This window comes from Hyphomonas chukchiensis (assembly GCF_000682695.1).
Lineage (GTDB): Bacteria > Pseudomonadota > Alphaproteobacteria > Caulobacterales > Hyphomonadaceae > Hyphomonas > Hyphomonas chukchiensis.
Window position 1 is genome coordinate 22,931 of sequence record NZ_AWFG01000020.1, and the last position, 13,065, is coordinate 35,995.

Sequence of the window (13,065 nt, forward strand, 5' to 3'; positions counted from 1 at the left end):
TATTCGTCATGAGGGGCAGAACCGTCATTGCAGGCATAGGACATACAGCATTCGGCGCGCTGTCAGGACGGTCGGCAACATCTCTGATTGTCGAAGCCACGCGAAATGCGCTCGCCGACGCGAATGTCGACAAGACCATGGTGGACGCATTGTTGGTGAAGCCCTCTACGTCCGCCCCGCAACTCATGACGGGCCAAATCGTAGCAGAGGCCTTGGGCCTGCAGCCCAAACTCGGCATGTCTTGGGATCAGGGCGGTGCGGCAGTGATTGGAATGATTTCCTATGCCTCCCTGGCTATTGAAGCGCGACTTTGTGATATCGTCGTTATCTGTTTTGCCGACAATCCCAGAACGGGCAGTTCGGAAGTCTACAGAAGCTCTACGGGCACGGATGGACTGTTCGGATATGTCGGCGTGCCCGCAGCCTATGCCATGATCGCGCGACGGCATATGGAGCAATATGGCACCACGCCTCGGCAATTAGGCGCCGTTCCCATTGCTGCGCGTCGTCATGGCGCCGCAAATCCTTCTGCCCAATTGCGCAAACCACTATCCATGGCTGATTATCTTAATGAGCCCTATATTGTAGATCCGTTCCGGCGCAGCGATTGCGCACTTGTCAGCGATGGCGGCGCTGCAATTGTTTTGATGAGCGCTGAACGTGCAATGCAGCTTGCGGTAAGGGCGCCTGTACCGATCCTGGGATTTGGGCTTGGACAATCCTCGTGGGACGTGCGCCTTCGCCAGGATCTGACAACTACCTGTGCCACCGTATCGGCGACCACGGCCTTCTCGGCGGCAGGACTTGCTCCTGAAGACATAGACGTCGCGCAGCTCTATGATTGTTTTTCGATCGTTCCGATAATGACCCTGGAAGACTACGGGTTTTGCAAGAAAGGACAGGGAGGGGCCTTCGTCGAAGAGGGGCGCATCGAGATCGATGGGGATCTCCCCATGAATACTGCGGGAGGATTGCTGTCTGAAACCGGCATGCCTGGAATGCAATTGGTATTGGAAGGTGTGCGGCAGGTTCGCGGAAATGCCAATCTTCAAGCCAGGAAGGCGAACACCTGCATTGTCAGCAGCCAAGGGGGTATCATGCAAACGCATGGCACTCTCATAATCGGAGGATAAACAGCATGACCGATTTTCCGATACCAGCCATTCCGGAACATGCGCTACCCTTCTGGGAAGCCGCCGAAAAGAGTCAGCTTAGATACATGGCCTGCAACAGCTGCGCGCACTCGTTTCTCCCAGCTCGCACGGAATGCCCCAATTGCCTGGCGGCTGATCTCGAATGGAGAATGGCAAGCGGCAAGGCTCAGCTGATTAGCTGGGTCATATACCACCGGGCATTTCACCCCGCGTTTGCAGATCGCCTTCCTTACACTGTGGCCCTCGTCCAGCTGGAAGAAGGACCACGGATGATCTCGAACATCGTAGAACCTGATCCAGACACTGCACTGACAATCAATCTGCCCCTGTTTGTACGGTTTCAAGACATGGGAAATCTCAGAATTCCTGTTTTTTCACGTCAACCGAAACTTTAAAGCGGTCGCTCCAGTCTCAGACATCGACCTTTTCCTCCCTTACAGGTCGCGCTGCTTTTGGCGCGACCTTTTTTATTCTCACCGCTTCTCGTTTCGCCGGACGCTCCTGAAGCAGAACGCCGGTTACGGACCGTCTTCCGGAAAACTGTGCCGTCCGCTGCAGGTAGATTCTCGTCTGGCGAGAAGGACAGGGACTATTTTGGAAGCGCCCAAACCCAAGTCGCTTGGAAAGGCCGAAACGAATCATGTTTTGGTTATTCCTGTGGAGCCTGAGAAGGCTTCATCCGGGAGCTCTCTCAACGATCTCGCGATGGCGATTACATGATTTCGTGCCGTCTGTTCCGCCCGCTTGGCATCGCCGGAAAGCACGGCGGTCGCGATCAGTTCAAATTCTTTCAATCGCTCGGGATATACGCGCGGAGAGTGAACCAGGTAGGCTGGCCTCAGGAAATGGAAATTCAAGCTTGGGAGCACGCGTTCCAATTCCTCATTCTCGCTGCTGGAAATCAGGAACCGGTAGAACGCGTTTTGCACCCTGACCACATCATAGTAATTTTTCTGGGGCTCTAATATGGCCAGGAGGTATGCCTCCAATTGTTTCTTGTCACGCGCGGAATGCGTTTTCTTGGCAGCTGTTCTTGCTGCCAGCCCTAAAAGAACTTCAATGACGTTCAGAATATTCTGAACGTCATTCTTGGAAAAAGCCCTGATATAAGCGCCCCTGTGTAGCGTCAGGGATACCACACCTTCAGCGCTCAGGCGCCGTAACGCTTCCCTGATTGTGCCCCGGCTGACATGAAGCTCCTCAACCAAATCTGCTTCAATTAACTTCTGTCCCGCAACATATCGGCCTGAGTACAAACGCCGAACGACTTCTTCTGCCACCTGATCAGCTGAACTCAGCTGTGGGCTAATGGGCACCTTTTTTCGTGAATTGGTTTCATTCATAATTTCTACTCGTCATGCGTCTCTGCTGCCGCAAATTCATCGCAAGTCCTTTGTTCCGACCTTGCCAAGGTCAGCAATAAACAATCAGCTTGTGCAGCATATACATTCAATTATGCTTAAAATGATAGACAATATTGTTGGCAGCGCCCTGTGCTGTCACGAGGTTCTTGGAATCTGAAGTAAGGCACCACGTCGCTGTAGCGAGGTGTGATTTGAGCATGGAAATCTATGTCCCACAGAAATCTATGTCCCACACTCTCTCTTAATTATTCCGGGAGACACGCCTGTCACCCCGCCTCGCCTCAAACCGGCAAAATTGGGTGATGGCGGCAGGCTTTTCGCCGCCAGGAGGGCTCAATCAAAAAACCGATAATGCGGAAAGATCCCATAGCCTGTCTGCAATTTCAGGATCACTTGCATAATCCCGGACCCCTCGTGGAAACGCATCCGAGAATGGCGGAGCTTGCGCGCAGTCCTCGAGATATTCCCCTCCGACGCCTTCTAACTCGTCTCCGACAGCAGCCCACACTGAAGTGGCTGCGCCCTGCTGTGGCGACTTCAACCCAGCTCTGGGACGTCCCGTTTCGTCGATTGCCCCCCTGGCGATCAGCTCTTCCTTCGTCATATGCCTTTGCAGCGGGGTCAGAATGGAGCCTGGAGATACAGAAAAGGCCCTTATACCCGCACTGCGAAACCTGTGATCAAATCCCAATGCAAACAGGGCATTCGCTGTCTTGGATTGACCATAGGCGATCCAGGGATCGTACGCTCGCCGCAAAAAGTTCGGATCGCCAAAATCTACAGGCGATCGTCTGTGCCCGCCTGACGATACTGATACAAGCCGGGACGGCTTGCCGTATTGCTCCGCCCCCCTTTCCAAAGCGGGGCGGAGGAGAATCGAGAGCAAGTAATGGCCGAAATGATTAGTCCCGATCTGCATTTCAAACCCGTCTTGCGTGTAGGATAACGGACAAGCCATAACTCCCGCATTGTTGATCAGGATATGCAGGGGCTTCCGATCCCAACGGTCGACGAAAGCTCTCACCGAACTCAAGCTGGAGAGATCAAGCATTTCCCAACAGGGTTCAATTTGGGCCGTATTCTGCAAGTCACTCACAGCCCGCTCCGCGAGGCGGCGATTCCGTGCAGCAATAACAACCTTTACACCGACCTCGGCCAACGTCCTTGCCGTTTCTAGACCAATTCCTGACGCACCACCTGTTATGATCGCCGTCAGTCCGTCAAGCTGACGTCCTGCAACGACTTCCCTAGCAGTGCTAGAAAAGCCAAATGCAGAGGAAATTAGCGGGTCTGCGCTCATCGCCACAGTGTCCTTTCACTTCTTATTGTTGGGCATGCGCTCAAGCCTGACAGCAATACCTGAAATGCTCGTGATCCTGAACGTCCCGATAATCCGTCCTCAACTTTCTCTCAATGAGCGTGCGGGAACGGCCAGCAACAAGACTACACCCGCAGTGAATACCACCCCCGCACTGATTTGAAGCCCCAGGCTAAAGCTTCCTGTGGACGTTCTTATCCATCCCATCATGATTGGAGACAGCATGGCCGCCATCGCACCAATTGTGGTCACCATCGCTATCCCACCCGCTCGTGTACGATTCGACAGGTAGATGGCAGGTATTCCGCTAAAGACGCTTGCTCCAGCGTAAAATCCCGCGGTCGCCACGGTGATGGCCGCAATAACGATCAGTGGACTGCTATAAAATATCGACAATGAAATGAGAGCAGCGGAGGCGCAAAACATGGCAATGGAGAAATGCCAACGTCTCTCCCGCAAGCGATCCGAACTGCGCGCCACAGCCAGCATAACAAACGCTCCGACAAATGGAGCAACTGATGTAAGCAGCCCGATGCTCACGATCGATTCTACGCCCGACTCCTGAATTATGATCGGGCTCCAGAATGTAATGGCGTTCGATAAGGCATAGGTGCCTAATGTAATTGCACCCAGAACCCAGACCCGATAATCGAGCAGCATTTGAACCAAGCCATAGGTCTCGCCATGAACTTTGGTTGACTGTTCCGCCTGAAGATCTTCTTCAATCAAAGATTTTTCTTCACTGGAAAGCCAGTTGGCGTCACTTGGCCGGTCATCGAGATACAGGAATGCGACTACGCCCAATATGACGGCGGGTATACCCTCCAGCACGAACATCCATTGCCATCCATGCATATTTACTACCCCCTCCATCTCATGGATAATCCAGCCTGAAAGCGTCGGGCCAACGGTCGCCGAAATCGGTATAGCCATCATGAATATCGAGATCATCTGTGTCCGCCGGCCTGACGGAAACCAATATGTAAGGTAAAGGAGCATGCCGGGCCAAAATCCCGCCTCAGCCAATCCGAGAAGAAAACGCACGATATAAAATTCCAAGGGGGTTCGGACCAACATTGTGCAGGCAGACATCGCACCCCAGAGAACCATGATGCGAAGCAATGTTTTGCGTACCCCCATCTTGTCCAGCAACAAATTGCTGGGAATCTCGAACAATATGTACCCGAGATAGAATATCCCCACCGCGAACCCGTAGACAGTGTTGGAGAAGTTCAAATCGGTACTCATGTGGACCTGGGCGATACCAACATTTGTTCGATCAATGACGTTGGCCATGTAGCATATGATCAGTAGCGGCATCAGTCGAAACGCCACTTTTCGATACAGAGCATCCCGATGCGGATCATAGAGTTTGTCCTTCGGTGCCGCCATGCCTATTGTACGCGTCATCTCTGATATCTTTCTCTGTTGTCACCAGCCAAAGGCTGGCTCTGGAATTTGGCGAATGCCCTTCTGGGCATCGCAGATATATAGGTCAGGACATTTCCGCTCCGTCGCCCTACCAGTTCTGGCCTTCCATCACATGACGTCTGAGGTGTCTTAGGAACGATTTTTCACCATGGTCTGAATCAAGCGGACCGACTTTCCCGCGCATTGGCCAAAACTAGCGGTAAGCCTCATGCAGTTCCGGGCACAGAAGTAGGGCGACCTGCGCCCCAGTATTTCCCGCCACTGCCCACAGAACAGGTTCGCCCGGCGTGATGAACAGGCTCTCCCATTTCTGCAGATTTTTATCATCGGCTACGATGGAACCGGCCAGGACCACGACAAACACGCCTTGAGAATTGTCCATGTCGGGAGCTGCAAACGGAGCATGGGCCGGCAGGGTGTGAACCGCTATACCCATTCCGTCACTGGATGTTGGAATCAGGGTATCCTCGCGTGCCGCTGTCAGGGTCAGGAGCTCTTCTGACGACATCACGGTAATAGGACCTGCTTGCGCATGCGCCTTCGGCCCTCGCCTCATGCTTGCGACCTCATCAGGCACAGCAAAGCCGCCGCTTTCACGAACAGGCCGTATGGTAAGGTATTTCAGCCCGTCAGGTCCCGACAAAAGAGGGCCATAGGGCGTATAGGCCCCCGCGTAGTGCACAGTAACAGCCTCAATGCCATAGCGACCAATGCTTCCGGATCCATCCACGAAGAGTTGGAACTGGTTCTGCCTGTGAAAGTGCGCCACGAGCGTCGTATTTGCCGGCTGCTCGATCATGAAGATCGTCGGCGACAAGATCGGATCGTCTCCGGCTTCCATCCATTCAGACTTGTAGTAGGTATCATCGCCGACACTAATCGGACGACGGTTCGTCTTGAAGTTCTCTTCCGTTCCAAAAACAACCATCTTCTCTCTCCATACCAGTTTCCAACTACCCCCGGACGATCAGAGCATCCAACGCGTATGCTCCATCGCTCGCGGCGGAAAGCGGATTGATATCAATCTCGCTAACCTGTTCCCGGTTCACATATGCAAATTTGGAAAGTGCAGCGAGAGTGCGTGCGACTGATTGCAGATTGACAGCTGCCCCACCCCTCACTCCGTCAAGCATTGATCGACCCCGAATGCTATCGATGAGCCGGTGCGCCTCTGCCTCATCAAATGGCGCTCGCCGGAATGCGACGTCTTTCAAGACTTCAACGAAGATGCCTCCCAACCCGAACATCACAACAGGGCCGAACACCGGGTCTCGAAACGAACCACAGCTAATCTCCAAGGCGTCACCTCGCATAGGTGAAACCAGAAACCCCTCTATCTTCGCGTCCGGGCGCACTTTGCGAACATGATTCAGCATCTCAGAAGCCCGGGCCGCCGCGTCGGCCGGACTGGTTAAACCCAGCGCCACGCCCTGTACTTCTGTCTTATGCTGAATGTCTGGTGAAACTATCTTCAGAGCGACTGGTCGCGCGAAGTGTTCAGCAGCCCTGCCGACCTCATCAGAATCCAGCGCCAATACTTCTGGCCAAGGATGAATACCTGCGTTCGCAAGAATGGATTTGGCCACATGCTCGTTCAGCACGCTGGGAAATTCGCACTTTTCCGGGAGCGACGCATTATCGATCTCCTTGCTGACTGTGTCGCCAAAACTCTCGGCAAAATATGCCAATGCCGCCATGGCATTTAGTGCCCGGTCCGTGTCTTCAAATACGATCAAACCCAATTTCTCAAATGCCTCTACAGTGTCTCTGGGAGCGGCCATTGAGAGGACGATTACTTGTTCTGGGTACCGGATGCGAAGGGGTTTAAAAATGGACAACAGTTGATCGCGCATTGCGGCCGATGCCGGTCCGCTCGACAAGAACACGATGACCGAATCATAGTTTCCCCGATCCAGAGTGAGATCGAGGCACTGCTGAAACAGCGACATATCATTGATGACCTGGGCCGTCACGTCCACGGGATTGGCCGGCGCGATGAATGGTATGAGAGCCTTCATCTTCTTCTGGACAGCTTCAGGCATCACAGCCACATCCATTCCCAGTCTTTCAGCCTTATCTGCCATTTGAACGCCGATTCCACCTGACGCACTCACAAGGCCAATTCGACGCGACGCGGGAAATCTGTTCCCGAGGCACGCATAGGCTACATCCAGCATCTCCTCCACGCTTTCGGCACGCCATACGCCAAACTGCCTCAATACTGCATCATATACAGCGTCTTCTCCTGCAAGAGCGCCCGTGTGCGAAGCTGCAGCCCGCGCGCCGGCGACCGAGCGACCAACTTTAAGCATGATGACTGACTTGCCATTTCGACGAGCCGTCTCAAGCGCTTCGACAAAAAGGTCACCGTTACGTATTGCTTCGGCATATACTAGGATAACCTTCACCTTCGGGGATTGAGCGAGCCACAAGAGGGATTCCGATACATCAATGTCAGCTTCATTTCCCGTCGTTACCCAATAGTGTATTCCAATTCCGCGTTGCCCACAGAGATAAGCAAGATGTCCCCCGCAAGCGCCACTTTGGCTGACGATGGCGAGCGGCCCAGGAACTGCGGACTGGTGATGGAAGGCAGCTGTGAATGTCGCAAAGAAACCTATCGACGAATTAAAGACCCCCAAGCAATTCGGCCCCAGGATACGTATTCCGTATGCTCTTCCGATCTCTGACAAACGGGACTGCTGGACGGCGCCTTCTTCACCGAGCTCTGCAAATCCAGATGATAATATTACCGCCACTTTCACGCCCAGCTTTGCGCATTTCTCCAATTCATCAATCACTTCACTGGCGGGCAAAACAATCATCACCAGGTCAACCGATCCCGGCACCCCCGATATACATGGATAGGCCGGGATCTCCTGGACCACCTTTCTATTGGGATTTATGGGATAAATTTTCCCCACATATCCGGACCTCAAAAGGTAGTGTAGCGGTCTGCCACCGATTCTGTTCGGATCATTTGATGCTCCAATGATTGCGACACTTTCTGGCTCAAACAGGGGCGTTAATGATGAGGCAGCGCCTCGCATTTCACTCGAACTCATTCAGATAATCTCCGCATGACCATTGTTGAGGACAACGACGTCTCGCTCGATAACCCTTGTCCGGAACGAGACGACTGACTTGTCGACCCACATCTGCGTTTGAAGCGTTTCCCCAGGATAAACCGGAGACGAAAACCTCACCCCAATGGACTTAAGTCTGCCCGGGATCCCCTCGCAAATCTCAGAAACAATCGCCCAGGCTGCCACTCCATACGTACACAACCCATGCAGTATCGGCTGGCGAAATCCTGCGGTCTCCGCCACATCAGGATCGGCATGAAGGGGATTATAGTCACCAGACAATCGATAGATCAGCGCTGCACGAGGAGATGTTCGGTGCTCAAAAACAAAATCCGCCGCGCGATCCGGAAGCAAATGCACCTCTTTCGTTGGACCAGACGCACCACCAAACCCACCGTCCTTTCTCGCAAATGACGTTGATGTAGCCGTTGCCAGAAGCTCGCCGGTTTGCGCATCTCTGACACTTCGCTCCGTATACAAGAGAGCACCTCGCCCCGGCCCCTTGTCGATAATGTCAACGACACGGGTACTCCCGATCACCTCACCTTCCGGCTTAAAGCGAGCGTGCAATTTCAAATGCTGCTCGCCATGAACAACATGTTGCCAGTCGACCATCCCGGTCTCCCGCCACCAGGTGCTTGGAGTACCCAAAACTACTGGGAAGGTTGGAAGGACCTGAAGGCCCTCCTCATATGTAAACCTCAACTCGTTGCGGTCGGTCGGATCGCTACCCAGCCCAAGCCCCAGTGCATACAGCATTGTATCACGCGACGAGTAACTCTGGACCACATCGTCAGGCTTCCAAGCCATCAACCTGTCATAGTCAATCGGCATTTCTGACTCCTCTAAATTGGATCCCAACAGAACACTTCCGCCGAATTCTCCAGTGGGGTGAACGCACTTTTCATTGCAGGGAACACCCGGTTGGATACGTCATCCGATGTCCATCGTTCCTCCCTGTGCATGCCGCGAACGGGGCGAGGCTGGCTCATCAGGAATACTTCATTGCCGCGCACCGCGAACACCTGGCCCGTGACCTCTCCAGCCGCCTCACTCGCTAGCGCCACAGCAATAGGAGCAATTTTCGTCGCATCCAAAGCCGCCTTTGCCTTGTCAAGCCAAGCCTGCTTCTCGGGCGTTTCCGCCTTTATTGTGGCTCCCATGCGACTCCACGCGAACGGTGCGATGCAGTTCGAGCGAACGTTGTTTCGCCGCATGTCAAATGCTATTGCTCGAGAAAGTGCCACAATGCCCAGTTTGGCCGCACCGTAATTGGCCTGACCAAAATTCCCCAGCAAGCCCGAGGTCGATGTCATATGCACATACGATCCTGAACCCTGATTTTTGAAATGTCCGGCAGCGGCACGCGAGACATAAAATGTTCCGTTCAGATGCACATCAATTACGGCTGTCCATTCCTCAATCGACATATTGAAGAAAAAACGATCCCGCAGGATGCCCGCGTTATTGACCACAATGTCGATACTTCCGAACGTGTCCATCGCGCAGGTCACAATCTGATGCGCACTATCGGGATTGGAGACAGAGTCTGTATTGGCAACGGCGACACCGCCAGCGTCCTTGATCTCATCAACGACTTGTTGAGCCAAAGTTTCGTCCGCCCCCTGCCCTCCAACCGATCCACCGAGATCATTGACCACGACCATCGCCCCCTCGGCCGCAAGTTCGAGAGCGATGCCCCTGCCGATACCCCGTCCCGCGCCGGTTACAACGGCCACTTTGCCTTCTACGCTTCTGGATTTAGCCACCAATTGGCTCCTCTTTCGTGTTGATGTTGATTGGCTTGCCCTGAATCATTTCAAGGAAAGGATACAGGTTGCGCCGCTCGATAGCGTACCGCCCGTGCCGTGAACGAGCGCATTCACTGCATCCTTGACCTGCCTCGGACCACATTCTCCCCGCAGTTGCCGGACCGCCTCCACCAGGAGAAAAATGCCGTACATGCCTGGATGGGCGTACGACAGTCCGCCCCCATTCGTATTCATGGGAAACGCGCCACCGGGCGCGGTCCTGCTGCTGGATACGAATGCTCCCCCCTCACCTGCTTGGCAAAATCCCAATGCCTCCAAAGTCATCAGGACAGTGATTGTAAAAGAGTCGTACACCTCGACAACGTCGATCGCTGAATGCGTAACACCAGCACGTTCGAAAGCTTGCTGCCCGGCAATCTGTGCGGATGTGAGCCGGGCCATATCCGGCATCGACGAAACGGTAAGATGCGTGTTGGCCTCTCCACACCCCCGGACAAAAACAGGAGTCTTTCCGAGCGCCCGTGCATGATCAGCTGTCGTCATCACAATGGCGCCGCCGCCATCGGTCACAAGACAAGCATCTAGTTGATGGAGCGGATCGGAAATCATCCTGCTACTCAATACATCCTCTACTGACAACGGCCCCCGCATCATGGCGTCGGGATTCAGCGAAGCCCACTTTCGAGCACTGACGGCGACTTCTGCTAGTTGCTCCGATGTCGTTCCAAATTCATGCATGTGACGCATGGCAGACAATGCATATCCGCCTATCGGCGTCGGCATCCCCCAAGGTGTCTCATACTGCATCGTAAGCGACGCTGGCCGGCCAGCCAGAGACCGGCTGCGCTCGCTTTTTTGGGTGCTCCCATATGTAATCAGCGCCACCTCGCATCGGCCCGCTTCCAGGGCAAGCGCGGCATGACCGACATGGGCTTCAAATGCCGCACCTCCGATACTTGTTCCATCCACGAACCGCGGTGTGATACCGAAATATTCGGCCATGGTGATAGTGGGTACCTGGCCAGCACCAGGTATACCCCAGGTGTTCGCAACCAAAAGCCCATCCACATCTTGCATTTCGATCCCAGCGTCGTGCAAAGCGCTATGGGCTGCAAGCGCCTGCACCTGAAGAGGCGTCATCGGCTCCAGCACCTTCCCCTCCTTCAATGGGACATCGCCTACTCCGATGATCACAGCTTCTCTTTTTGTCACAACAATTTCCTTGGCTTTATGGATTCCGTATACGTAGTTTTTATAATTCTGGCATGAGACAGCCAGCAGGCTTATTCGGCTAGAGAATTACTTGGTCGGACAATAACTGGCGCGCAATTGTGCGGCGCTGAATTTCGCCTGTCCCATCGGGAATTCGAACCTGCCGCGCGAGCCGGTAGCCTTCCTCAAGACGGAGCTCGTTTGTCAGGCCCATCCCGCCATGTATCTGAATGCTCTTGTCGATGACTCGTCCGACCATCTCGGTGCAAAAGGCTTTGACCATACTTGTTTTGGCTACTGCGTTGTCGCCCGCGTCTATGCTGGCTGCGCAGTCGTGAAGCATTGATTTCGCCGCATAGATATCCATGAGACTGTCTGCAAGCATGAATTGAATCGCCTGATGTTCCGAGATAGGGACACCGAATGTCTTCCGGATCCTGGAATACTCCGTGGCCATGTCCAGAGCCCAGCGCGCCAGGCCTAAACATAATGCTGACAATCCGAGACGTCCTGCGCTCACGCCACTAATGGCGACTGCCAGGCCACGGTCGACTGGGCCCAGCCGATGATCATCACGGACCCGAACATTGTCGAGGACGACGATGCCGGTTTCGCCCCCGAGATGTCCCATTACTCTGGTGATACCCGGAACCGAAAAGCCGTCCGCCCGTGTGTCTACGAAAAATCCCGTAATACCGCCTCTGCGCTGCGCCACTTTTTCAGGATCGGTCACCGCGAACACCATCGCGTAATCCGCATACGGCGAATTTGTTATCCACTGCTTGGTGCCATTTATAATCCAGCCATCTCCATCTCTCACAGCGCGTGTCTTCATTGCCATCACATCCGAGCCCGCATCCGGTTCGCTCAAAGCAAAGCAAAGGGTTTTGTCCCCACTCGACACGCCCTCGCGATACTGCTCGAACACTTCGGGTGCCAGCTGGCAAAGAACGGGGGAAAGCCCATTGGTAAAGGGAGACGGTATGACCACATGCTGGATCAAAGTCCTGTTTGGTCCATACTTGCGATATAATACTTCTTGTATATGCGCATAGGCGCACGCTCCCATCTCGGAGCCGCCCAGTTTTTCAGAACCAAAGAGTGTATAGAATCCAAGCTCGGCAGAGCGCATTCTGACTTGTCGCCTGAGGGACAATATTTCGGGAACATAACGTCCGTCCGAATCGAACATTGAACGATCATCCCGCAGTAGCGCGTGATGCTTCTCCTCAAGCGAAACGACGTCCCGGTCGATAAAGCGAATGATGGAATCCGCAATCGCGACGTGATCTGGATCTATTTTCACATCAACTCCCAATCAATTTGAATTTTGGCAGAGTCACATCTTCTGTAACGTGCTCAAAGATGACCCCTACACGCTGCCCGATCGCCAGAATGTCCACATTTTCAATGACGATATTTGTCATCATCCGAACCCCTTCATCGAGCTCCACGATCGCAACGGCATATGGGGCATCAGCAGAAAAGGCAGGGCCGGCTCCGCGGCGCGCTATCGTGAACGAATAGATTGTCCCAAGTCCGGACGCTTCGGACCATTTCAGTTCGCAGGAGTGGCAGTGTGGGCAGAGTATCCTGGGATAGAAGTGATGCCGGGAGCACGCCAGACATCGCTTCAATATTAGCTTTTCCCTCTTGAGAGCCGCCCAGTATGGGCGGCTCTCTTCGTCTATATGTGGGACGGGTTTGTCATACTGGCTTTGCATCGCT

General features: G+C 53.9%; 12 protein-coding genes. 2 read left to right on the plus strand and 10 right to left on the minus strand.

Features of this window, described 5'->3' with window-relative positions; all coding sequences use genetic code 11:
- Positions 1-8: 8 nt before the first annotated feature.
- Together HY30_RS08850 and HY30_RS08855 are read left to right on the plus strand one after the other, a co-directional pair.
- Positions 9-1,133, plus strand: a complete 1,125-nt coding sequence (locus HY30_RS08850) for a thiolase family protein (RefSeq protein ID WP_034739257.1) — start codon at positions 9-11, stop codon at positions 1,131-1,133.
- A 5-nt stretch (positions 1,134-1,138) separates the two neighbouring features.
- On the plus strand, positions 1,139-1,549 hold the full coding sequence (locus HY30_RS08855; RefSeq protein WP_051615186.1) for a Zn-ribbon domain-containing OB-fold protein: 411 nt from the start codon (positions 1,139-1,141) through the stop codon (positions 1,547-1,549).
- Between the two features lie 243 nt (positions 1,550-1,792).
- On the opposite strand, the gene HY30_RS08860 is transcribed toward HY30_RS08855, so the two are convergent.
- From HY30_RS08860 to HY30_RS20680, 10 genes are all read right to left on the minus strand, one after another.
- Positions 1,793-2,497, minus strand: a complete 705-nt coding sequence (locus HY30_RS08860; protein WP_081812142.1) for a GntR family transcriptional regulator — start codon at positions 2,495-2,497, stop codon at positions 1,793-1,795.
- 358 nt (positions 2,498-2,855) lie between these two features.
- Positions 2,856-3,818 (minus strand): oxidoreductase, encoded by a 963-nt coding sequence (locus HY30_RS08865; RefSeq protein WP_034739261.1) that lies wholly within the window; start codon positions 3,816-3,818, stop codon positions 2,856-2,858.
- Between the two features lie 99 nt (positions 3,819-3,917).
- Complete coding sequence (locus HY30_RS08870; protein ID WP_034739264.1) at positions 3,918-5,246, minus strand: MFS transporter; 1,329 nt, start codon at positions 5,244-5,246, stop codon at positions 3,918-3,920.
- Positions 5,247-5,460: 214 nt separating this feature from the next.
- Entirely contained in the window at positions 5,461-6,195 is a 735-nt protein-coding gene (locus HY30_RS08875; RefSeq protein WP_034739265.1) for a hypothetical protein, read from the minus strand.
- A 25-nt stretch (positions 6,196-6,220) separates the two neighbouring features.
- A complete protein-coding gene (locus HY30_RS08880; RefSeq protein WP_081812143.1) occupies positions 6,221-8,332 on the minus strand; it encodes an acetate--CoA ligase family protein in 2,112 nt (703 codons plus the stop codon).
- The gene (locus HY30_RS08885; RefSeq protein WP_034739267.1) at positions 8,333-9,187 is read right to left on the minus strand and encodes a MaoC/PaaZ C-terminal domain-containing protein; all 855 of its coding nucleotides are present in this window, start codon (positions 9,185-9,187) and stop codon (positions 8,333-8,335) included.
- An 11-nt stretch (positions 9,188-9,198) separates the two neighbouring features.
- Entirely contained in the window at positions 9,199-10,122 is a 924-nt protein-coding gene (locus HY30_RS08890; RefSeq protein WP_034739269.1) for an SDR family oxidoreductase, read from the minus strand.
- 45 nt (positions 10,123-10,167) lie between these two features.
- Positions 10,168-11,337 carry an acetyl-CoA acetyltransferase gene (locus HY30_RS08895; protein ID WP_034739271.1) on the minus strand — a complete coding sequence of 390 codons (1,170 nt, stop codon included), beginning with the start codon at positions 11,335-11,337 and terminating at the stop codon, positions 10,168-10,170.
- A 79-nt stretch (positions 11,338-11,416) separates the two neighbouring features.
- Positions 11,417-12,643, minus strand: a complete 1,227-nt coding sequence (locus HY30_RS08900; RefSeq protein WP_051615189.1) for an acyl-CoA dehydrogenase family protein — start codon at positions 12,641-12,643, stop codon at positions 11,417-11,419.
- A 1-nt stretch (position 12,644) separates the two neighbouring features.
- Complete coding sequence (locus HY30_RS20680) at positions 12,645-13,061, minus strand: Zn-ribbon domain-containing OB-fold protein (RefSeq protein ID WP_034739273.1); 417 nt, start codon at positions 13,059-13,061, stop codon at positions 12,645-12,647.
- Between the last annotated feature and the right edge of the window lie 4 nt (positions 13,062-13,065).

Bases quoted from the DNA above. Each gene is read 5' to 3' on its own strand.
- HY30_RS08870 (WP_034739264.1), bottom strand. From the start codon at position 5,246: ATGACGCGTACAATAGGCATGGCGGCACCGAAGGACAAACTCTATGAT.
- HY30_RS08885 (WP_034739267.1), bottom strand. From the start codon at position 9,187: ATGCCGATTGACTATGACAGGTTGATGGCTTGGAAGCCTGACGATGTG.
- HY30_RS08850 (WP_034739257.1), top strand. From the start codon at position 9: ATGAGGGGCAGAACCGTCATTGCAGGCATAGGACATACAGCATTCGGC.
- HY30_RS08875 (WP_034739265.1), bottom strand. From the start codon at position 6,195: ATGGTTGTTTTTGGAACGGAAGAGAACTTCAAGACGAACCGTCGTCCG.
- HY30_RS08860 (WP_081812142.1), bottom strand. From the start codon at position 2,497: ATGAATGAAACCAATTCACGAAAAAAGGTGCCCATTAGCCCACAGCTG.
- HY30_RS08865 (WP_034739261.1), bottom strand. From the start codon at position 3,818: ATGAGCGCAGACCCGCTAATTTCCTCTGCATTTGGCTTTTCTAGCACT.
- HY30_RS08855 (WP_051615186.1), top strand. From the start codon at position 1,139: ATGACCGATTTTCCGATACCAGCCATTCCGGAACATGCGCTACCCTTC.
- HY30_RS20680 (WP_034739273.1), bottom strand. From the start codon at position 13,061: ATGCAAAGCCAGTATGACAAACCCGTCCCACATATAGACGAAGAGAGC.
- HY30_RS08880 (WP_081812143.1), bottom strand. From the start codon at position 8,332: ATGAGTTCGAGTGAAATGCGAGGCGCTGCCTCATCATTAACGCCCCTG.